Source organism: Dyella amyloliquefaciens, assembly GCF_004296575.1.
Classification (GTDB): domain Bacteria; phylum Pseudomonadota; class Gammaproteobacteria; order Xanthomonadales; family Rhodanobacteraceae; genus Dyella; species Dyella amyloliquefaciens.
Map to the genome: position 1 here is coordinate 97,740 of NZ_SAYT01000010.1, position 20,532 is coordinate 118,271.

Sequence of the window (20,532 nt, forward strand, 5' to 3'; positions counted from 1 at the left end):
CGATCACGCCCGTGTAGCCCCGCCTGTTCACGCCGTGCCCACGAGCGCGAACGCATGGATGGAGCCCAGGCACGGCGCCGAGAAAGGAACCCCCATGGCCTTGCGTTTCGATCGCGATCGCACCCGCAGTCTCAGCCACTTCCTCTGGCAGCGGTTCATCGACGACAAGTGTTTCGAGACCGCGGGCGCGCTGTCCTACACCACGCTGGTATCGCTGGTGCCGCTGATCGTCGCCTCGCTGGCGATCTTCGCCGCATTCCCCGCCTTTGCCGACGCACGCAGCACGCTGGTCGAGTTCGTCTTCAGCAACTTCGTGCCCGCGGCGGGCGAGCGCGTGCAGGAATACCTCAACGGTTTCGCCGACAACGCGAGCAAGCTCACCGGCCTCAGCGTGCTGGTGATGTTCTTCAGCGCGCTGTCGATGATGGTGAGCATCGAGGATCGCCTCAACCGCATCTGGCGCGTGCAGCGCCAGCGCGGCTGGGTGTCACGACTGCTGCTGTACTGGGCCGCGCTGACGCTGGGGCCGGTGCTGGTCGTGGGCGGGCTGGCGGTTGCCTCGTATGCCACCGCGCTGCCCATCCTCAGCGAGGCCGCCGGCACGCTGGGGCTGCGCCAGCGGCTGGTCGGCACGTTGCCGTTCATCGTCACCTTCCTCACGTTGATGCTGATCTACATGGTGGTGCCCAACCGCCGCGTGCGCTGGCAGGACGGGGCCATCGGCGCGCTGCTGGGTGCGGTGCTGTTCGAGATCGCGCGATGGGGCTTCGCCCGTTTCATCCACCATGCGCATACCTACCAGCAGGTATACGGTGCGGCGCTTGCGGCGATTCCGATCTTCCTGCTGTGGATCTACCTCTCGTGGGTGATCGTGATCCTGTGCGCTTCCGTGGCGGCGGCGGTTTCCGCATTCGATTACGAACCACCCAAGGCTTGCCTGCCCGAAGAGGCGGCGTTCCTGGGGCTGCTGGTGGTGCTGGGGCATTTCATCGACGCGCATCGCGACGGCGAGCAGCTCAACCCGGACCACTTGCGCGACCGCATGCCGCAGCTGCGGCACGGCCTCATCGCGAATTATTTCGACGACCTGGAACGCGCGGAGGTGATCCGTCGCGTGGAGGGCGGTGGCTGGTTGTTGTGTCGCAGCCTCGACAGTACCGATCTGCGGCGCGTGTATGCTCACTGCAGTTACCGCGTGCCGCTGCGTCCCTCCGAAGAAGCGCAGGCGTATGGTCTGCAGTTGCCGGTCGCACTGGTCGCGCTATTGGATCGCGCCGCGCTATCGCTGGATGACAGCTTGCGTACGCGGCTCGACATGGCTTATCCGCCGGAATCGCCGGCAACGAATGCACCCGAGGATTCATCCCCATGACTTTGCTGAAACCGCTTGCTGCGCTGGGCCTGGTGCTGGCATTCGCCGGCAGCGCGCAGGCCGCCATGCCCGAGCAGCCGTCGCTCAAGGTCACCACGCTCGACGGCAAGCCTTACGATCTGGCCAGCCAGCGCGGCAAGTGGGTGATCGTCAATTTCTGGGCCACCTGGTGCGTGCCGTGCGTCAAGGAGATGCCCGACATCTCCCACTTCGCCGCCGCGCACAAGGACAAGGTAAGCGCCATCGGCCTGGCCTACGAGGACAGTGAGAAGGCCGACATCCAGGCGTTCCTGGTCAAGCATCCGGTGAGCTATCCGGTAGCACAGGTCACGATGGACAAGCCGCTCTCGGATTTCGACGAACCACGCGGCCTGCCCACGACGTGGTTGATCGGACCGGACGGCAAGGTGGCCAAGCGTTTTGTCGGTCCTGTCACCGACGCATCGCTGGGCCAGGCCATCGGCCTCGGCAAATAAGCATGGGAGCTGCGCGCTTCCTGGTCAGCGGTCGGGTGCAGGGCGTGTTCTATCGCGCCAGCGCCCGCGAACAGGCGTTGGCGCTCGGGCTTTCCGGATACGCAAAGAACCTGCCCAACGGGCGCGTGGAAGTGGTCGCCAGCGGTGACAACGCCGCGCTGGATGCGCTGGAACGCTGGCTGTGGCAAGGCCCGCCGGCTGCGAAGGTAGACGCGGTGACGCGCGAAGCCTGTGTTGCGCCTATAACGGATGGATTCCGCGTTAGCTGATCGTTCGACGTAGTGCAGGCTTCATGCGCGTTGAACTGCGCGCTCATGGCGTGGCGAATCCGACGAGAGCCATCTCTACGAGCTGCGCCACGTGAAGGCCTCAGCCGTTCAATCGTCGCCGCAGGTATCGGGTACCCAGAGCGCCTTGCTGGTGACGTGCTCGGTCTTCGGTTTGCCCTTGAGCTTGGGCAGCTTGGGCTCCGGGATGGAGACATCGTGACGCGGCACCTGCTCCAGCAGGTGGCGTATCAGGTTCACCCGGCCCCGCTTCTGGTCGTTGTAGTCGACCACGAACCAGGGGGCGTTCGGTCGATGCGTGCGATCGATCATCACGTCGCGCAGATCGCCGATCTCGTCGTATTTTTCGCGCGAAGCGAGGTCATTGGGCGAGAGCTTCCAGCGCTTGAGCGGGTCCTCGGCGCGTTCGGCGAAGCGCTCCTCTTGCTGTTTCTGGTCGACTGCCAACCAGTATTTGAGCAGGATGATGCCGTCGTCGGTGAGCAGCTTCTCGAACGCAGGTACCGCTGCCATGAAGGACTTGTACTGCGCCCTGGTACAGAACCCCATGGCAGGCTCGACCACCGCGCGGTTGTACCAGCTGCGGTCGAACAGCACGAGCTCTCCGGCACTGGGCAGGTGCGCCACATAGCGTTGGAAATACCACTGCGTCGCTTCGGTTTCGCTGGGCTTGGGCAGGGACGCGATGCGATAGCCGCGCGTATCCATCGATTGCGTGATGGCCTTGATGGTGCCGCCCTTGCCAGCCGCATCGCGCCCCTCGAACACCACCACCAGGCGTTGGCCGCTGTGGTGCAGCCAGCGATGGAGACCTGCCAGCTCGATCTGGAGTTCTTCCATCGCGCGACGGTAGCCCTTGTCCTTCTTGGCCATGACGGGAATCTCCTCGGCGGGGCGGAAGGTGCATTGTGGGCGAAGGCTGCGTGCAGCGGGTGAAGATCCACCGCACGCAGTCCTAACCGTCGTTACAGATCCAGGTCCACCGGCTTGCGGCCGATCCGGTAACGCGCACTCATGGCCTGCACGACGCGCTTGAAGTCGCTGGCGAAGCCCTGCATGTCGAACAGCGAGCTTTGCGTGCGCTGCTGCGAGAGGTGCTGGCGCAGCGTGGCCAGTGCATCGCGATCGTTGCCAAGCTGGGTGGCCATGGCAATAAAGGCTTCTTCGTCCTCGCATGCGAGCTCGGGCAATCCCAGCTGTTGCAGCAGGCTGGTGGCGACGCGACCGGCGAAGGTCTGGCCGGTACAGGTCAGCACCGGGCAACCCGCCCACAGCGCATCCGAGGCAGTGGTGTGCGCGTTGTATGGCAGCGTGTCGAGGAACAGGTCCGCGTGCACGTAGCGCGAGAGGTAGTCGGCATGCGGCAGGCGCGGCAGGAACACCAGTCGCTCAGCCGCAATGCCCGCGGCACCGGCGGCGGCGCGGAGCCGTTCGTCGGCACCGTCGGGGCCGCTCAGCAGCCACAGCACGCTGCCCGGTACCTGCTGCAACACCAGCATCAACCGTGCGAAGGCAGCCGGGTTGAGCTTGTAGCTGTTGTTGAAGCAGGCGAACACGGTGCCCTGTTCCGGCAGTCCGCATTCGGCGCGCGAGGGCGGCGTCGCCACCACGCGCGTGTTGTCGTTGGGCTGATAGCAGCGGGGCAGGCGAACGAGCTTTTCGCTGACCGTATCGCGCAGGCTGTCGGGCAGTACGGTCTTGTCGGCAAGCAGGTAGTCCATCCACGGCGCGCCCGAGCTGCCGGGGTAGGCAAGCCAGTTCACCTGCACCGGAGCGGGCCGCAACGCGAACAGTTCGCCGTTGTCGCGACCCGAGTAGCCGTTGAGGTCGAACAGGATCTCGACGCCGGTGTCGTGGATGCGCTGCGCCACCTGCGCATGGTTGAGCGCGGAGACGTCATGCAAGGTAGTGGCGGTGGCGAGGCGGCGGCGGATCGCGCCGCCATCGTCCGCGGTGGTCGCGAACAAATGCAGTTCCAGGTCTTCGTCGTCGGCCAGCGCCTCGAGCATCGCCACCATGAGCAGGCCCGTGGCGTGCTCGTTGAAACCGTCGGCGACAAAGCCGATGTGGACGGGAGCATCCGGCGCCGGCTTGGCATGGGTGAATGCCTGCTGCTTGCGCAGCGGCGCGGCCTGCTGCTCGATGGAATCGGCATAGGCTTTCGCGCATCGCAGCTGCAGCCCGGCATCCACATCTTCGGCGAGCATCACGAACGGACTCACCACCGAGCTGCCATCGGCGGCAGCCTGCTGCAACCGCGCGCTCAGGTCGTCAAGATCGCGCCAGTCGCACAGACGGCGACGCAGGAACAGCAACTGCCCCAGCACGGGGCCATCGTTCGGCGTGAGCTGCAACGCGCGCTCATACGCCTTGACGGCGGCCTCCAGGTTTTCGGCGTCCTCGAGGGCCTGGCCGGCTGCAAACGGATAATTGGGGTTCTTCGGGGACAGCTGTTCCGCCAGCAGCCAGGATTTGCCAGCCTCGGCGGCCTGGCCCTGGGTCAGCAGGATGCGTCCGCGCATCGCATGGGCGGCGTCGAAGCGCGGGTGCAGCTGCAGTGCTTCGTCCGCATGCAGCTTGGCCTGGTCGACGTTGCCCAGCTCGAGTTCGGCGCCTGCCAGATTGAGGCGGATGCCCGGGTGAGCCGGCGCGCCGTGGGTCGCCATGGCGTAGGAGTCGCGCGCGTTCTGGAAGCGGGCGGCCGCCATCAGCGCGTTGCCCAGCGTCATCAGTACGCCGGGATTACCGGGTGACATCCGTAGCGCAGCACGCAGCCGCTCGATGGCGGCGTCGGCTTCGCCGTTGGCGACCTGTGCGCTGCCGAGATTGCATTGCACTTCGATGCTTTGCGGGTCCAACTGCGCTGCCTCTTCCAGGGCGGCAATGGCTTCGGCATGGCGCTGCAGCTGCATCAGCGAGATGCCGTGCAGGCGCGCCAGTTCGGCATGGTCGGGATAGTGGGCGCGGGCCTTGATGGCCGCCTGTTCGGCATCGCCGTAGTCGCCGCGTTCGATCTGGGTGACGATCTGCTGGGCCAGAACGGTGGCAGGGGGGGTAAAGAGGTCAGTCATCCGCGCAAACTAGCGCAGGGCGTAGTGGCTGCCAATCCACCGACGTCCCACACCGGTGAATCAGCCGGCCGTGAGAGCCTTCAGTTCGTCGGCCTGGTTCTCGCGTGTCAGCGTGTCGACCAGTTCGTCCAGGTCGCCTTGGAGCACTTCCGGCAGGCGATACAGGGTGAGGTTCACGCGATGGTCGGTGATGCGGCCCTGCGGGAAATTGTAGGTTCGGATGCGCTGGCTGCGATCGCCGGAGCCCACCTGCAGGCGACGGGATTCCGCCTGCGCCGCGGCCTGCTTGCTGCGCTGCTCGTCGAGCAGGCGCGCCTTCAGCAGGCTTAGCGCGCGGGCACGGTTCTTGTGCTGGCTGCGCTCGTCCTGGCACTCCACCACGATGCCGCTGGGCAGGTGGGTGATGCGGATCGCCGAGTCAGTCTTGTTGACGTGCTGGCCACCCGCACCGGATGCGCGGAACGTATCGGTCTTCAGGTCCGCCGGATTGATCTCGATGTCGTCGATCTCGTCCATCTCGGGCAGGATCGCCACCGTGGCCGCCGAGGTATGGATGCGCCCCTGCGATTCGGTCTCCGGCACGCGCTGCACGCGATGCGTGCCCGACTCGAACTTCAGTCGCGAGTAGGCGCCCTTGCCCTCGACGCGCGCCACGACTTCCTTGTAGCCGCCGTGCTCGCCGGGATTCTCGCTGAGCACCTCGACGTGCCAGCGGCGGCGCTCGGCGTAGCGCGTATACATGCGGAACAGGTCGCCCGCGAAGATGGCCGCCTCGTCGCCACCGGTGCCCGCGCGTACTTCGAGGAACAGGTTGGCCTCGTCACGCGGGTCCTTGGGCAGCAGCAGGATCTGCAGCTCGTCGTCGAGCTCGACGAGGCGCTGCTCCAGGCGTTCGACATCGTCCCGCGCCATGTCGCGCAGGTCCGGGTCGTCCAGCATGGCACGGGTGTCGCCCAGTTCGTGCTCGGCCTGGTCGCGTTCTTGCAGCGAGGCGACTACCGGTTCGAGCTGCGCATACTCGCGCGACAGTTCGCGAAAGCGCGTGTTGTCGGCAAGCACGTCGGGCTGACCGAGCAGCAGGCCGATTTCTTCGTGGCGTTCGGCGAGGGATTCGAGCTTGCGGCGGATCGATGGCGTCATGGTGAAGTGAGCTGGTAGTGGCGGGAGTCGAGAGCGGCACGTCGACGCGTGCCCGGCATTTTCTCGACCGCCGCTACTCTTCGCTCACTTCGGGCTTTTCGCTGATGCCGTAGAGACGGCCGGCCGCATGCAGCAGGTCCAGGTCGCCGCTCAATGCGGCCTCGCGCAGGCGCGCGCTGGGGTGGTGCAGCAGCTTGTTGGTGAGGGTGTTGGCGAGAAAGGCCAGCGCCTCGTCCGGCGACTTGCCGCGGGCGATCATGCTGCGCGCCTTCTCCAGCACTTCGTCGCGGTAGACCTCGGCGTGCAGGCGCAGGTCCACGGCGGGGTTGCGCACGGTGAGTGCGCGGCGCCACGCCATGTAACGCTCGACCTGCAGGTCGATGATGGCGTCGGCCTCGCGTGCGGCCGCTTCGCGCAGGCGACGGTTGTCGTCGATCACCTGGCGCAGGTCGTCGATGCCGTAAAGAAACACGTCGTCCAGCTCGGCCACGGAGGGCTCGATGTCGCGCGGCACGGCGATGTCCACCATGAACATCGGCTTGCGCCGGCGCGTGGCGATGGCCTTCTCGACCATGGCATGCGTGACTACCGGTTGCCGCGCCGCCGTCGAGCTGATGACGATGTCGGCTTCGGCGAGGTGCTGCGGCAGGTCGGCCAGCGAAATCGCATAGGCGCCGTGGCGACCGGCGAGCTCCTGGGCATTCTCCAGGGTGCGATTGGCGACGATCAGCCGGCGCACCTGCTTGTCGGCCAGATGACGCGCCGCAAGTTCGATGGTGTCGCCCGCGCCGATCAGCAGGACGCAGGCCTGGCGCAGGTCGGTGAATACCTGTTCGGCCAGGCGCACGGCGGTGAACGCCACCGAGACGGTGTGCGCGCCGATACGGGTATCCGTGCGCACGCGCTTGGCCACTGCGAAGGTGTGCTGCAGCAGGCGCTCCATCGGGGCGCGCAAGGCATGGGCATCGCGCGCCTGCTGGTAGGCGTCCTTCACCTGTCCCAGGATCTGCGGCTCGCCCAGCACCATGGAATCCAGGCCGGTCGCCACGCGGAACATGTGACGTACGGCCGCGTCTTCATCGTGGCGATACAGGAACTCGTCGAGTCTGCCCGCAGTCAATTGATGATGACGGCTGAGCCATGCCTGCGGAACGCCCTCGGCCCCGGCCGTGACGCTCACGTAGAGTTCGGTACGGTTGCAGGTAGAAAGGATCAGGGCCTCTTCCACCCCGGGTTCCTGGGCGAGCGCCTGCAGAGCGAACCCGGTGGAGTCCGCATCGAATGCCACCTGCTCGCGCAGGTTGACCGGCGCGGTGAGGTGATTGAGCCCTAGGGCGATCAGCGTCATGGTTCAGGGCAATTCGAGGCGGGGGGCATCCGGCAGCGTAAACTAGGTTTTGGCACTGGCCGTTCTACAGTGCAGGCGGCCAACACAGACGGATGAGCGGAGAATAGTGTGCTGAGCAGGTGGTCCAAGTTCAAGCAAGTGCGTCATTTTGCGATCGGCGGCATGGTGATGCTGGCCCTCGCCGGATGTGCCACGGTGCCCGGAGGCGCCAAGCACGCGTCCTCCGCGTCCAGCCAGCCGCTGGACAAGCTGGTGGTCGTCACGCCGGACGAAGACCACGATCTGGTCGCCCAGCTTCTCGCTGGCGAGATGGCGCTCACCCGCACCGATCTCAAGGCGGCGTCGGCAGCCTACGGGCGGGCCATGGTGCTGTCCAACGACCCCAAGGTGGCCGAGCAGGCCGCCGCACTGGCCATCGCCGTGCGCGACGCGCCCGCCGCCCAGGCTGCGATCAGCCGCTGGCAGGCCTTGGGCGCCAAGCCTGCCGGGCTGGCCCAGGCACGTGCCCAGCTGGCGTTGAGCCAGGGCGATACCGATGAGGCCCGCCGCCAGCTCGAGCTGCTGGTGGGCACCGGCGACCCGGACGCCTGGCGCCAGTTTGGCCGGGTACTGGTGGGTAGCCGCGATCCGGCCCAGGCGGCACAGCTGCTCGAAGCGGTCGCGACGCCCCAGCGGCTTCCGGCCGACCCGCAGGCCTGGCTGGCGATGAGCGAACTGGGCGACAAGCTGGGCCGGCACGCCTATGCGCAGCAGATCGCCGATGCCGCGGTGAAGCGCTTCGGCACGGCCGAGACCTACGCCTGGCTGGGCCAGATGAAGTATCACGACGGCGACAAGGCTGGCGCGAAGCAGCTGTTCGACAAGGCCCTGGCCAAGGAGCCGAAGAACACCCATCTGCGCCTCGCCTACGCCACCATCCTGGGGCAGGGCGGTGACTACGCCGCGGCGTCCAAGCTGTTGGACAACGGTCCGCAGGATGCCGACATCTACGCCATGCGCGCCGCGCTGGCCGCGCGCAGCAACGACACCAAGACCATCGGCCGCCTGTACGGCCAGCTGCAGCGCTCACCCGACGACGTGCGCCAGAGCAGCGCCTTCCTGCTCGGCCAGCTCGCCGAAATGCTCGACAAGAAGGAAGAGGCGCTGAAGTGGTACGACCAGGTGGCCGATGACGACGACCACGCCTTCGACGCCGACCTGCGCAGCGCCGTGCTGCTGCAGGACCTGGGCCGCAGTCCCGAGGCGCACGAACAGCTGGCGCAGATGCAGACCGACTACCTGGACCAGCCGGCCCAGCTGCGCCGTGCGTACGAGGTGGACGCCGAGCTTTACATGAACGACCAGCAGTACAGCCAGGCCGAGCGTTCGTTCAGCCGCGCGCTGCAGGTGACGCCGGATGATCCCGGCCTGCTTTACGGGCGGGGCCTCGCCTTTGCCGAGGCGGGAGATACCGACCAGGCCGTGAGCGATTTCCGCCATCTGCTGCAGATCAAGCCCGATGACACCGACGCGAGCAATGCGTTGGGTTACACCCTGGCCGATGCGAACCGCGATCTGCCGGAAGCGCAGAAGCTGATCGAGTCTGCTCGCGCGGCGCGACCCAACGATCCGGCGATCGAAGACTCCTGGGGCTGGCTGCAGTACCGCCTCGGGCACCTGGACCAGGCCGAAAGAACCCTGCGTGGCGCCTGGCTGGCCCACAAGGATGCCGACGTGGGCGTGCATCTGGGCGAGGTGCTGTGGAAGCAGGGGCGCCAGGAAGACGCGCGGCGCGTGTTCGACGAAGTGCGTAAGATCGACCCGCAAAGCGCCACCCTCCACAACACTCTCAAGCGCCTCAATCCATGAAGCTCCCCCTTCGTCTACTCGCGGCAGCCTTGCCGCTGCTGCTGGCCGCGTGCGTCCACAAGGAAGCCGTGCGCCCCGTTGTCCACGCCGACTACACCGTGCTGCTCGACCAGCAGCGCGCACGCGAACACCAGTTGGCCAAGGTCGACCACTGGGTACTTCAGGGCAAGATCGGCGTGTCCGGCCAGGTCAACGGCAAGAGCGACGGTGGCAGCGGCACGCTGACCTGGACGCAGAACGGCGACAGCTACGAGTTCGTCGTGCGCGGTCCGGTGGGTGCCAAGAGTTTCCGTCTCAGCGTGACGCCGGAAGGCGCCGTGCTCGACGGCCTCGACGGCGGCCCGGTGCGCAGCCCCGACCCCGAGTCGCTGGTGGAAAAGGCCCTGGGCTGGCGCGTGCCGCTGCGTGACCTGCGCGCATGGGCGCTGGGCCTGCGCGCCGACAGCGGTCCGGCCGAGCTGAAGTTCGGTCCGGATGGCCTGCTGTCCCAGCTGACCCAGGATGGCTGGACCGTGAGCTATCCCGCCTGGGATACGACGCATCAGCAAGCGGTGCCCAGCAAGGTGTTCGCCGAAAGCCCGCCGAACAAGGTGAGGCTGTCGGTGGAGTCCTGGAACTTCCAGTAGCACGAGCTTTATCCCTCTCCCCCGTGGGGAGAGGGGAGGGTGAGGGGCCAAATCTTGCGATCGCGCTGACGGTGAGTGCGCCTTGTCGACTCACCGTCGCGAGCACCTGCCCCTCGCCTCGGTCCTCTCCCCATGGGGGAGAGGAAGCAATCATGTGAGCCATCGACACCCCATGACCTTCCACATCGAACGTGCTCACGCCGATCAGGTCGACGCCCTCTGCGCCATCGAGCGCGCGGCCGTCGAGTTGTTCCGGGGCCATCGCGCCTGGCGCGCCTACCGTGATGTATCGGTGCCGCCCGAGGTGCTGCGCGAGGCGATTGCCCGAGGCCTGGTCTGGGTAGCGTTGATCGGCTCGGGTGAGCCGGTCGGCTTCATCTGGCTGGACGCGGAGCAGGGTGGCGAGGCGATAGGTGTCGCCGAGATGGATGTGCTGCCCTCGCACGGGCAGCGCGGCATCGGCGCGGCCCTGCTTGAACACGCCTGTGGCTGGGCGCGCATGGCTGGCTATCACCGGGTCGACCTGGGCACGCTGGCCGACGTGCCGTGGAATGCCCCGTTCTATGCGAAACACGGCTTCGTGGTGTTGGACAAGAACCGCCCGGAGTTCGACTTCTACCGCGAGCGCGACCGCGAGAACGGCTTCCCCGACGACCTGCGGGTCTTCATGAGCCGGCCGCTGGCGCCACCCGATCCGACCGATTGGACGATCTGGCCGGCCCCGGCCAAGGTGAACCTGTTCCTGCGCATCACTGGCCGCCGTCCCGACGGCTACCACGACCTGCAGACCGTGTTCCGCCTGCTCGACTGGGGCGACGAGATCCGGCTGCGTCCGCGGCGGGATGGCGAAGTCCACCGCCTGACGGACGTTCCGGGCGTGCCGGCCGAGACCGATCTGGTGGTACGCGCCGCTCGCCTGCTGCAGCCCCATGCGGCGGCGGGTTCGGGGGTGGACATCGAGGTGGAGAAGCGGATCCCGATGGGCGGTGGCCTGGGCGGCGGCAGCTCGGATGCAGCCACCGTGCTGGTGGCTCTCAATCGGCTGTGGGACGCTGGCCTGCACGAGGACGCCCTGGCTGAGCTCGGCAGGCAACTGGGAGCCGACGTGCCGGTGTTCGTGCGTGGCCGTTCAGCCTGGGCCGAAGGCGTGGGCGAAAAGCTGACGCCGCTGGCCCTGCCGGAGCGCTGGTACGTGGTGCTGGACCCCCGCGAACACGTGCCGACAGCAGCGCTTTTTCAAGCGTCTGAATTGACACGAAATGCCCGGCCCGCCACAATTTCATCCTTTGCTTCGGGCGAAACGGTCGAGAACGCGTTCGCGCCCGTGGTCCGCGCGCGACACCCGCGCGTGGCTGCGGCGCTGGACTGGCTCGACGGCTTCGGCCGGGCAAGGCTTTCCGGCAGCGGTGCGTGTGTGTTCCTGGAGACGGACTCCCTGGAACGCGCCGAAGCCATTGCGGAGCGCTGTCCCGCCCGGTTCACGGCCCATGTGGCCAGGGGCGAAGACTTGTCTCCGCTGCTTGTTGCCCTGGCGCGTCATCGCGGCGTCGACGGGGCGGCAGGGTAGGAAAATCCAGTTTTTACTGGGGCGTCGCCAAGCTGGTTAAGGCACAGGATTTTGATTCCTGCATGCGAAGGTTCGAATCCTTCCGCCCCAGCCATTTCACACATGGCTCATCAGGTTCCTAAAACATGACCCTCGACACGTCAGGTCCGATGCTCTTCACCGGCAATGCCCACCGCGCGCTTGCCGAGGATGTCGCCCAGCGTCTTGGCGTGCCCCTGGGCAAGGCGCTCGTCAGCACCTTCAGCGACGGCGAAGCCCAGGTGGAGATCGAGGAGAACGTTCGCCGCCAGGAAGTGTTCGTGCTGCAGCCGACTGGCGCACCGAGCGCGGAAAACCTGTTCGAGCTGCTGGTGCTGGTGGATGCGCTCAAGCGCGCCTCGGCCGCCAGCGTCACCGCGGTGATCCCGTATTTCGGCTATGCCCGCCAGGACCGTCGTCCGCGCTCGGCACGCGTGCCGATCACGGCGAAGATGGTGGCCAAGATGATCGGCACCGCGGGTGTGGATCGCGTGCTCACGGTCGACCTGCACGCGGACCAGATCCAGGGCTTCTTCGACATCCCGGTGGACAACGTCTATGCCTCGCCGGTGCTGCTGGCCGACATCTGGCGCAACCACAGCATGGACGACCTGATCGTGGTCAGCCCGGACGTCGGTGGCGTGGTGCGCGCCCGTGCGATGGCCAAGCGCCTCGACGACGCCGACCTGGCGATCATCGACAAGCGCCGCCCGAAGGCCAACGTCGCCACGGTGATGAACATCATCGGCGAAGTGGACGGCAAGACCTGCGTGCTGGTCGACGACATCGTCGACACCGCCGGCACCCTGTGCGCGGCAGCTGCGGCCCTGAAGGAGCGCGGCGCCCGCAAGGTGGTGGCGTACTGCGTGCACCCGGTGCTGTCGGGCGCGGCGCTGAAGAACATCGAGAACTCCCAGCTCGACCAGCTGGTGGTCACCAACACCTTGCCGCTGCGGGCCGATATCGCCGCGTGCAGCAAGATCCGTCAGCTCTCGGTCGCCGAGCTGCTGGCGGAAACGATCCGCCGCATCGCCTTCGGCGAGTCGGTGAGCTCGTTGTACATCGACTGAGTTTCCGCGGCGGGCCCCGGCCTGCCGCTGCTTCACGGCTCCTCTGGTCGCGGGGGAGTCGCATGATCGCCGCGAGGCGGTTCACTACTGATAGGCAATACCAACATGGCTACGACTCACGAAATCAAGGCTACGGCCCGTAATGACGAGGGGAAAGGTGCGAGCCGCCGCCTGCGTCATGCCGGCTTTGTGCCTGCTGTTGTCTACGGTGCCGGCCAGGCCCCGCAGAGCATCCAGATCGAACACAACACCATCCTTCTCTCCGCCAAGCACGAGTGGTTCTTCTCCTCGGTGCTCGACCTGAACGTCGACGGCAAGGTCGAGAAGGTGCTGGTGCGTGACTGGCAGAAGCATCCGTACAAGCTGCAGATGCTGCACATGGACTTCCAGCGCGTCGACCAGAACAAGGCCATCCACCTCAACGTGCCGGTGCACTTCCTGAACCAGGAAAAGTCCGCCGCCGCCAAGACCTCGGGCGTGGTGATCTCCCACAACCTGACGGAAGTGGAAGTGTCCTGCCTGCCGAAGGACCTGCCGGAGTTCATCGAACTCGACCTGACCGACCTGAAGCCGGGCGACATCGTCCACCTCTCGCAGCTGAAGCTGCCGAAGGGCGTGGAAATCGTCGCGCTGCACCTGGGTGCGGACCACGACATCGCCGTCGTCACCGCCAACGCGGTGAAGGAAGAAGCCGAAGAAGCTCCGGCCGAGGGCGACGCTGCCGCTCCGGCGCCGGAAGCCAAGAAGTAAGTCGCAGCGGCCCGCGTTCCTTCGAACGCGGGCCGCAACGATCCTATGGCGGGTCTGCGACTCATCGTCGGACTGGGCAATCCCGGTGCCGAATATCTCCGAACCCGGCACAACGCCGGGTTCTGGTTTGTTGACGCCCTGGCGTCAGGGCAGGGCGAGCGCTTCGGTTTCGACGGCAAGCTGCATGGCGAGACCTGCAAGGTCCGCATCGGCGGCCAGTCGGTATGGCTGCTCAAGCCCGCCACGTTCATGAACAAGAGCGGCATCGCCGTCGCCTCGGCGCTGCGCTACTACAAGATCGAGCCGGACGAGTGCCTCGTCGCACACGACGAGCTGGATCTGGACCCGGGCACCGTGCGGATGAAGTTCGACGGCGGCCACGGCGGCCAGAACGGCCTGCGCGACATCATTGCGCACCTGGGCCACGCCAAGTTCCATCGCATGCGCGTGGGCATCGGCCATCCCGGCCACAAGGACAAGGTCACGCCGTGGGTGCTCGGTCGCCCCTCGGCCAAGGACGAGGACGCCATCGTCGACGGCATTGCGCGCGCGCTCGACGTGCTGCCGCTGGCGGTCGATGGCCAGTTCGACAAGGCCATGCAACAACTACACACACCGGCAGCGGGTACCAAGGCCTAAGGCACGCGCCTAAGTCATCGTCCGTTGCCAGACACAGCTTTGCGGAGTTTCCATGGGTATCAAATGCGGCATCGTCGGCCTGCCTAACGTCGGCAAGTCCACCCTGTTCAATGCGCTGACCAAGGCCGGCATCGCCGCCGCCAATTTCCCGTTCTGCACGATCGAGCCGAACGTGGGCGTGGTGCCGGTGCCCGACCCGCGCCTGAAGGCGCTGTCGGATATCGTCAATCCGCAGAAGGTGATCCCGACCGCCGTCGAGTTCGTCGACATCGCGGGCCTGGTGGCCGGTGCGTCGAAGGGCGAAGGCCTGGGCAACAAGTTCCTCGCGCACATCCGCGAAGTGGACGCCATCACGCACGTGGTGCGCTGCTTCGAGCACACCGACATCATCCACGTGGCGGGCAAGGTCGACCCCATCGCCGATATCGAAACCATCGATACCGAGCTGGCGCTGGCTGACCTCGATTCCGTCGAGAAGGCACTCAACCGCGCCGAGCGCGCGGCCAAGGCCAACGACAAGGAGGCCATGGCCAAGAAGCCGGTGCTGCAGAAGCTGGCCGCTGGCCTCAACGAAGGCAAGTCCGCCCGCAGCCTGGGCCTGGACGAGGACGAGAAGGCGCTGGTGCGCGACCTGTTCCTGCTCACGCTCAAGCCGCTGATGTACATCGCCAACGTGCGCGAGGATGGTTTCGAGAACAATCCGCACCTGGACGCCGTGCGTGCGCGCGCCGTGACCGAAGGTGCCGAGGTGGTGCCGGTGTGCGCCGCCATCGAGGAAGAGCTCTCGCAGCTCGACGACGCTGACCGTGACGAATTTCTGCATGACCTGGGCCTGGAAGAGCCGGGCCTGAACCGCGTGATCCGCGCGGGCTACAAGCTGCTCAACCTGCAGACCTACTTCACCGCCGGTGTGAAGGAAGTGCGCGCGTGGACGATCAAGCGCGGCTTCACCGCGCCGCAGGCCGCCGGCGTGATCCACACCGACTTCGAGCGTGGCTTCATCCGCGCCGAAACCATGAGCTACGACGACTTCATCCAGTACAAGGGTGAGGCTGGCGCCGCTGCGGCGGGCCGCCTGCGCAAGGAAGGCAAGGATTACGTCGTGAAGGACGGCGACGTGCTGCACTTCCTGTTCAACGTCTAAGCAACAAAAAACGCCAGGTAACAAAAAACGGGCCGCATCGCGGCCCGTTTTGCATCTGGCGTTTCATTCCACCTCGATGCTGCCGTCGGTGATCTGGCGCTGCATGTGGTCGAGATATTCATCCAGTTCCTGCGTGCTGGCGAACACCTCGTTGACCGGCACGGCCTTCACGATGTCGAACACCTTGCGCACCTGCGGTTGCGGATTCAGCAACAGCGTGTGCCCGCCACGGGCGCGCATGCTTTTCCGGATCTTGGCGATGCTGCGCAGGCCGGCACTGCTGATGTACTCCAGGGCGGAAAGATTGAGCACCATCGTGCCACCGTCCGCCACGCGCGGCAGCAGGTCCAGGATGGCGAGGTCGAACTCGCCGAAGGTCTGCGCGTCCAGGCGTCCGTGCACGTGCACGGTGGTGCGCTCGGGTGACTCGCTTTCAGTGCTCAGGGTCAGGGACATGGCGGGGCTCCGTGCGTGCAGGGTTTAGGAAACGTAACTGCAGATGGTTGCCTTGTTCGTCATGGCTGTAGCTCAACTCGCTCGCCATGGCGCGAACCAGATGAATGCCGAGGCCACCCACTTCCTCCTGGTCGGCGATGTCGCCGGTGAGCGCGGGTAGCGGGGCTTGCAGGGGATCGAACGGGTGACCATTGTGATGAAGCTCGACGAAGACGGCGTCGTCGCCCAGTCGCATATGCAGGCCGATGATGTTGCCCGCATCCCTGGTGCGACCGTGCTCCACCATGTTGACCATCAGCTCCTCCAGCACGAGACGGATGTCGTCGCGTACGTCGGGGGCCACGCCCTGCGCATGCAGGGTGGCATCGCAACGGTCCAGCGTCTCGAACACATCGTCCATCGACGCGTTGATGGTCAGGTCCAGCATGGGCGAGTTCCTGTCGTCGAGGGCATGATGCCAGCTCAGCGCCAGGACGGTGATGTCATCGGCCTGGCCGGCACCCTCGGCGTAGCGGTCCACGTCCGCCAGCAGGCCGCTGGCCAGGTCGGCTGCGGAACGTGACGGGGCCTGCGCCAGGCACGCCAGCATGCGCTCGGCACCGTACATCTGCAGGTTTGTATCCGTCGCTTCGGTAATGCCGTCCGTGTAGAGCATCAGGGTCTGGCCGGGTTGCAAGCGCAGCCTGCGTGCCGGGTAACTCGCCTCTTCGTCGAGCCCCAGGGCGGCACCAGTGTCCAGCTCGATCAGGCGAGCATCGTCGGCATTGCAAAGTACGGGGGGCTCATGTCCGGCGCTGGACATCACCAGTTCCCCGGTGAAGGTATCGAGCATGCCGCAGAGCAGGCTCACGAACATGCAGCTGTCGTTGTTGCGGCACAGCTCGAGGTTGAGCATCGAGAGCAGTTGCTGTGGTGTTCGCGCCCGAGGTGCCAGGGCCTTGGCGAGCGTGATGGTGCGTGCCATGAACAGCGCCGCCGGGATGCCTTTGTCCGACACGTCACCGACCATCACGCAGAAGCGCCGCTCGTTGAGCATGAAGTAGCTGTAAAGGTCACCGCCGACGGCGCGCGCCGGGCGCAGGAGGGCGTGCAGCTCGAAGTTTTCGCAGTGGGCGTCGAGATAGTGTTCGCCCGGGAGCAGGGCGGTCTGGATCTGGTGCGCGATGTCCAGTTCGCAGGCCAGACGTTGCTGCTCGCGGGCGTTGCGGGTGAGTTCCGCCATATGCAGGGCCAGTTCCGTGCGCATGCGATCGAACGCTCCTGTGAGTCGGCCCACCTCGTCAGGGAATCGCGCCGCTGGAAGTTCGAAGTCGAGCGCGCCGCGCGCCACCTCCTCGGCGCGCGAGGCGAGGGTGCCCAGCGGCGCCAGGATGCGTCGCGTCACCGCCAGGGTGACCACAGCCAGCGCCAGCAGCGCGAGCAGGCCCAGGGCCAGCACGCGGGCGAATGCCTGCCGTGGGCCGGCGTAGATCGTGGCCTCCGGTATGACCAGGCCAAAGCGCCAGCGGGTGCCCTCGATGGGGCTGAAATAGATCCACACCGGCTTGCCCTTGGCCTGCGGGTTCTGGGCAATGGCCAGTCGTACGCGGGAGGCCTGGTGCTGCGCTGCCGCCTGCAGCAGGTCGTCGTGGCCGCGCTGGCCGATCAGGGCGGGATTGTCGTGCACCAGGTAGGTGCCGTTGTCGTCCAGCACGAATGCATATGCCCCCGCTGGCTTGGCCAGTTCCTTCAGGATGCGGCTCAGCCAGTCCAGCGAGACGTCGGCATTGATCAGGCCGACCGGATGGCCACCCCTGGTGATGGCCACGGAGTAATTGACCAGCTCACGCTTGCGCGATTGCGAGTAGAAGTGCCGTTGCCAGCAACCCGGCGTGCAGCTCAAGCCGGCCAGAAACCAGTTCTTTTCCCAGTAGGGGCTGGCGTCCTTGCGCAGGTCGCGCCAGCCCAGTGAGCCATCGTCCTGGCGACTGACGAAAGGGGAGGTGGGCGGGTTGTCCCCAGCGGGGACAAACACCGCGGCCAGTCCGGAAAGATCGGCGTTGCGCTCGAGCGCGTCGCGCAGCATGAGCTCGGCGTCTTCGGGGCGCGGGCCGACCACGGCGGCCAGCGTCTGCGCCGTATCCGCCACGCGCGCCAGGCGTTGCTCGATCCGGTTGCCTGCCTCATTGGCGAGTGCCGTCGCTTCGCCATGGGCCTGCTCGAGAATCTGTCCGCTGACCCGATAGAACAGCACGCCGCCGGCAACCGCCAGCACCGCGACGGAGCCGGCAAGTACCCATAGAGACAGCCGCGAAGCGATGCTGCGCAAAAGCATGGCGAGCCCCCTGCAGATGCGACCATCTAGCCACGCGCGGCAACGCTTCGGCAAGTGATTTGGACGGCTGTTTGTGTACCCCGTCACGATGGGCATCATGACCGGCTCGCCTTGTTGCCGGGCTTGCGTCATGGTCAGATCGCACTCATGAGGCCCCGTATACACATGCGGCTTGCGCACCCTGAGGATGCGTGCATGATCGGCGTGCTGGCGCGGCGGGTGGCTCGCCGCTGGATTCTTCCCGATCAGCCCGCGGAAGCGGCCGGCCCCTTGTTGGCGGGCATGAGCGCCCGCGCGATTCGCCGAAAGATCCTTGATGGACAGCGCTTCCATCTCGCCTTTGTCGACGATGCGCTGGCGGGCATTGCGGCCATTCGCGGGGACAGCCATGTGTTCCAGCTGTTCGTGGGGTCGCGTCACCAGGGGCAGGGTATCGCCAGGAAACTCTGGCAAAGGGTGTTGCGGGACAGCACCCGGCGCGCCGGAACGCGCTATTTCACGCTCAATGCGGCCTTGGGTGCCGTGCCGGTATACCTGCGCCTGGGTTTCGAGCCCAACGCGTCGGCGAAGGTGCCGCCCAGCAGGCTCGTGACGGTGCCCATGATCTACCGGGTCGACTCGCCACGGCACCACCGAACCCGCCAGGATCAGCCCGCGTGACTCCCTTCTGCGTGGCCGCAAGCGCATAATCGGACGATTCACCCGCACGCCCTGGAGAACCCGGTCCATGCCTGGAAAGCAGCATGAAGTGAACTTCCGTTTCCTTGCGCAGCCCACCGACGTCAACTTCGGCGGCAAGGTGCACGGCGGCATGGTGATGAAGTGGATCGATCAGGCGGGTTACGCCTGTGCTGTGGCATGGAGCGGGGCCTATTGCGTCACGGCATCGGTCAGCGGCATCCAGTTCGTGGCGCCGATCCTGATTGGTGACCTGGTCACGGTGCGCGCCCGGTTGATCCACACGGGGCGCTCGAGCATGCATATGGCCGTCGATGTGCTGGCGCGCGATCTGCGCAAGGACGAGCATCACCTCGCCACCAGTTGCGTGATGGTATTCGTGGCACTCGATGCACCTGATGGCAGGCCCACGCCGGTGCCTCATTGGCTGCCGCGCGACGAGAAGGAGCAACAGCTCCAGCAGCAGGCGATGAAGCTGATGGAGTTGTCCAAGGACATGGAGCAACTGGTCGACACGCACGTGGCCGAGGGCATCTGAGGGCGGTGCCGGAGCGTCGTAAAAAATGTCACGAAAAACGACATTTTTTCCGCGACAGGTGTTGACAGCCACCGGCCTGATCCACACAATAGCCGTTCTTTGTTGGAGGGATACCCAAGCGGCCAACGGGGGCAGACTGTAAATCTGCTGGCTTACGCCTTCGGTGGTTCGAATCCACCTCCCTCCACCAGACGAGTTCCGCGCAGGGCGGGAGTAGTTCAATGGTAGAACATCAGTTTTCCAAACTGATTACGCGGGTTCGATTCCCGCCTTCCGCTCCATTGGCTCTCGTTTGTTTTGCAGTGCTCATGTAGCTCAGTCGGTAGAGCACTTCCTTGGTAAGGAAGAGGTCGCTGGTTCGATTCCAGTCATGAGCACCATCTCACCGCGGTCCGCGGGTATTTCCACTTTTCTTCATTCGACTCCATCGGGGTTTTAGACGTATGGCAAAGGGTAAATTCGAACGCACCAAGCCGCACGTCAACGTCGGCACGATTGGTCACGTGGACCACGGCAAGACGACGCTGACGGCCGCACTGACCAAGGTCGGCGCAGAGCGCTTCGGTGGCGAATTCAAGGCGTATGACGCGATCGACGCGGCGCCGGAAGAAAAGGCGCGTGGTATCACGATCTCGACCGCGCACGTCGAATACGAATCGCCGAACCGCCACTACGCCCACGTGGACTGCCCGGGCCACGCCGACTACGTGAAGAACATGATCACGGGTGCGGCGCAGATGGACGGCGCGATCCTGGTGTGCTCGGCCGCTGACGGCCCGATGCCGCAGACCCGCGAACACATCCTGCTGTCGCGTCAGGTCGGCGTGCCGTACATCGTCGTGTTCCTGAACAAGGCCGACATGGTGGACGACGCCGAGCTGCTCGAGCTGGTCGAGATGGAAGTGCGCGAACTGCTGAGCAAGTACGACTTCCCGGGCGACGACACCCCGATCATCAAGGGTTCGGCCAAGCTGGCGCTGGAAGGCGACCAGTCGGAAATCGGCGTGCCGGCGATCATCGCCCTCGTCGAAGCCCTGGACAGCTACATTCCGGAGCCGCAGCGCGCCATTGACCAGCCGTTCCTGATGCCGGTCGAAGACGTGTTCTCGATCTCGGGCCGCGGCACCGTGGTGACCGGTCGTATCGAGCGCGGCATCATCAAGGTTGGTGACGAAGTCGAAGTGGTCGGC

At 65.9% G+C, this 20,532-nt stretch carries 19 protein-coding genes and 4 tRNA genes; 17 read left to right on the top strand and 6 right to left on the bottom strand.

The window, feature by feature from the left end; translation table 11 throughout:
* The first annotated feature begins 94 nt into the window (after positions 1-94).
* Genes EPB08_RS20435 through EPB08_RS20445 form a run of 3 tightly spaced genes read left to right on the top strand, consistent with a single transcriptional unit; the run spans position 95 to position 2,117 of the window.
* A complete protein-coding gene (locus tag EPB08_RS20435) occupies positions 95-1,372 on the top strand; it encodes a YihY family inner membrane protein (protein WP_130620970.1) in 1,278 nt (425 codons plus the stop codon).
* Positions 1,369-1,848: a TlpA family protein disulfide reductase gene (locus tag EPB08_RS20440; RefSeq protein WP_130620971.1), complete on the top strand. Its 480-nt coding sequence runs from the start codon at positions 1,369-1,371 to the stop codon at positions 1,846-1,848. The genes EPB08_RS20435 and EPB08_RS20440 overlap by 4 nt, the downstream gene beginning before the upstream one ends.
* Before the next feature lie 2 nt (positions 1,849-1,850).
* On the top strand, positions 1,851-2,117 hold the full coding sequence (locus EPB08_RS20445; protein ID WP_130620972.1) for an acylphosphatase: 267 nt from the start codon (positions 1,851-1,853) through the stop codon (positions 2,115-2,117).
* A gap of 108 nt (positions 2,118-2,225) precedes the next feature.
* Here EPB08_RS20445 and ppk2 read toward each other — a convergent pair whose 3' ends face one another.
* The 4 genes from ppk2 to hemA all read right to left on the bottom strand — a co-directional run bounded on the left by ppk2 (position 2,226) and on the right by hemA (position 7,694).
* Entirely contained in the window at positions 2,226-3,008 is a 783-nt protein-coding gene (ppk2, locus tag EPB08_RS20450) for a polyphosphate kinase 2 (protein WP_130620973.1), read from the bottom strand.
* 92 nt (positions 3,009-3,100) lie between these two features.
* Positions 3,101-5,206, bottom strand: a complete 2,106-nt coding sequence (locus EPB08_RS20455; protein WP_130620974.1) for an O-linked N-acetylglucosamine transferase, SPINDLY family protein — start codon at positions 5,204-5,206, stop codon at positions 3,101-3,103.
* A 60-nt stretch (positions 5,207-5,266) separates the two neighbouring features.
* Complete coding sequence (gene prfA / locus EPB08_RS20460; protein ID WP_130620975.1) at positions 5,267-6,346, bottom strand: peptide chain release factor 1; 1,080 nt, start codon at positions 6,344-6,346, stop codon at positions 5,267-5,269.
* A 73-nt stretch (positions 6,347-6,419) separates the two neighbouring features.
* Positions 6,420-7,694, bottom strand: a complete 1,275-nt coding sequence (gene hemA, locus EPB08_RS20465) for a glutamyl-tRNA reductase (RefSeq protein ID WP_130620976.1) — start codon at positions 7,692-7,694, stop codon at positions 6,420-6,422.
* 162 nt (positions 7,695-7,856) lie between these two features.
* On the opposite strand from hemA, the gene EPB08_RS20470 reads away from it, so the two are divergent.
* The 8 genes from EPB08_RS20470 to ychF all read left to right on the top strand — a co-directional run bounded on the left by EPB08_RS20470 (position 7,857) and on the right by ychF (position 15,356).
* The gene (locus EPB08_RS20470) at positions 7,857-9,542 is read left to right on the top strand and encodes a tetratricopeptide repeat protein (RefSeq protein WP_130620999.1); all 1,686 of its coding nucleotides are present in this window, start codon (positions 7,857-7,859) and stop codon (positions 9,540-9,542) included.
* Positions 9,539-10,168, top strand: a complete 630-nt coding sequence (gene lolB, locus EPB08_RS20475) for a lipoprotein insertase outer membrane protein LolB (protein WP_130620977.1) — start codon at positions 9,539-9,541, stop codon at positions 10,166-10,168. The genes EPB08_RS20470 and lolB overlap by 4 nt, the downstream gene beginning before the upstream one ends.
* A gap of 172 nt (positions 10,169-10,340) precedes the next feature.
* Complete coding sequence (gene ispE / locus EPB08_RS20480) at positions 10,341-11,735, top strand: 4-(cytidine 5'-diphospho)-2-C-methyl-D-erythritol kinase (RefSeq protein ID WP_130620978.1); 1,395 nt, start codon at positions 10,341-10,343, stop codon at positions 11,733-11,735.
* 17 nt (positions 11,736-11,752) lie between these two features.
* A tRNA-Gln gene (locus EPB08_RS20485) sits at positions 11,753-11,829 on the top strand.
* 55 nt (positions 11,830-11,884) lie between these two features.
* Entirely contained in the window at positions 11,885-12,823 is a 939-nt protein-coding gene (locus EPB08_RS20490; RefSeq protein WP_130621000.1) for a ribose-phosphate diphosphokinase, read from the top strand.
* Positions 12,824-12,928: 105 nt separating this feature from the next.
* Positions 12,929-13,573: a 50S ribosomal protein L25/general stress protein Ctc gene (locus EPB08_RS20495; RefSeq protein ID WP_130620979.1), complete on the top strand. Its 645-nt coding sequence runs from the start codon at positions 12,929-12,931 to the stop codon at positions 13,571-13,573.
* 45 nt (positions 13,574-13,618) lie between these two features.
* Positions 13,619-14,212: an aminoacyl-tRNA hydrolase gene (gene pth, locus EPB08_RS20500; RefSeq protein ID WP_130620980.1), complete on the top strand. Its 594-nt coding sequence runs from the start codon at positions 13,619-13,621 to the stop codon at positions 14,210-14,212.
* 52 nt (positions 14,213-14,264) lie between these two features.
* Positions 14,265-15,356, top strand: coding sequence for a redox-regulated ATPase YchF (ychF, locus tag EPB08_RS20505; protein ID WP_130620981.1), 1,092 nt, complete (start codon positions 14,265-14,267; stop codon positions 15,354-15,356).
* A 63-nt stretch (positions 15,357-15,419) separates the two neighbouring features.
* Here ychF and EPB08_RS20510 read toward each other — a convergent pair whose 3' ends face one another.
* Positions 15,420-15,812: an STAS domain-containing protein gene (locus EPB08_RS20510; RefSeq protein WP_130620982.1), complete on the bottom strand. Its 393-nt coding sequence runs from the start codon at positions 15,810-15,812 to the stop codon at positions 15,420-15,422.
* Positions 15,790-18,126, bottom strand: coding sequence for a SpoIIE family protein phosphatase (locus EPB08_RS20515; RefSeq protein WP_130620983.1), 2,337 nt, complete (start codon positions 18,124-18,126; stop codon positions 15,790-15,792). Before EPB08_RS20515 ends, EPB08_RS20510 begins: the two co-directional genes overlap by 23 nt.
* A 195-nt stretch (positions 18,127-18,321) precedes the next feature.
* Between EPB08_RS20515 and EPB08_RS20520 the strand changes: the two genes are divergently transcribed.
* The 6 genes from EPB08_RS20520 to EPB08_RS20545 all read left to right on the top strand — a co-directional run.
* Positions 18,322-18,786, top strand: coding sequence for a GNAT family N-acetyltransferase (locus EPB08_RS20520; protein WP_229238441.1), 465 nt, complete (start codon positions 18,322-18,324; stop codon positions 18,784-18,786).
* Between the two features lie 67 nt (positions 18,787-18,853).
* The gene (locus EPB08_RS20525) at positions 18,854-19,342 is read left to right on the top strand and encodes an acyl-CoA thioesterase (protein ID WP_130620984.1); all 489 of its coding nucleotides are present in this window, start codon (positions 18,854-18,856) and stop codon (positions 19,340-19,342) included.
* A gap of 104 nt (positions 19,343-19,446) precedes the next feature.
* Positions 19,447-19,532: transfer RNA gene (locus tag EPB08_RS20530), tRNA-Tyr, on the top strand.
* Positions 19,533-19,549: 17 nt separating this feature from the next.
* A tRNA-Gly gene (locus tag EPB08_RS20535) sits at positions 19,550-19,623 on the top strand.
* 23 nt (positions 19,624-19,646) lie between these two features.
* Positions 19,647-19,722, top strand: a tRNA-Thr gene (locus EPB08_RS20540).
* A gap of 63 nt (positions 19,723-19,785) precedes the next feature.
* Positions 19,786-20,532, top strand: a 747-nt coding sequence (locus tag EPB08_RS20545) for an elongation factor Tu (RefSeq protein WP_130620985.1), incomplete at its 3' end; no start/stop codon positions are given.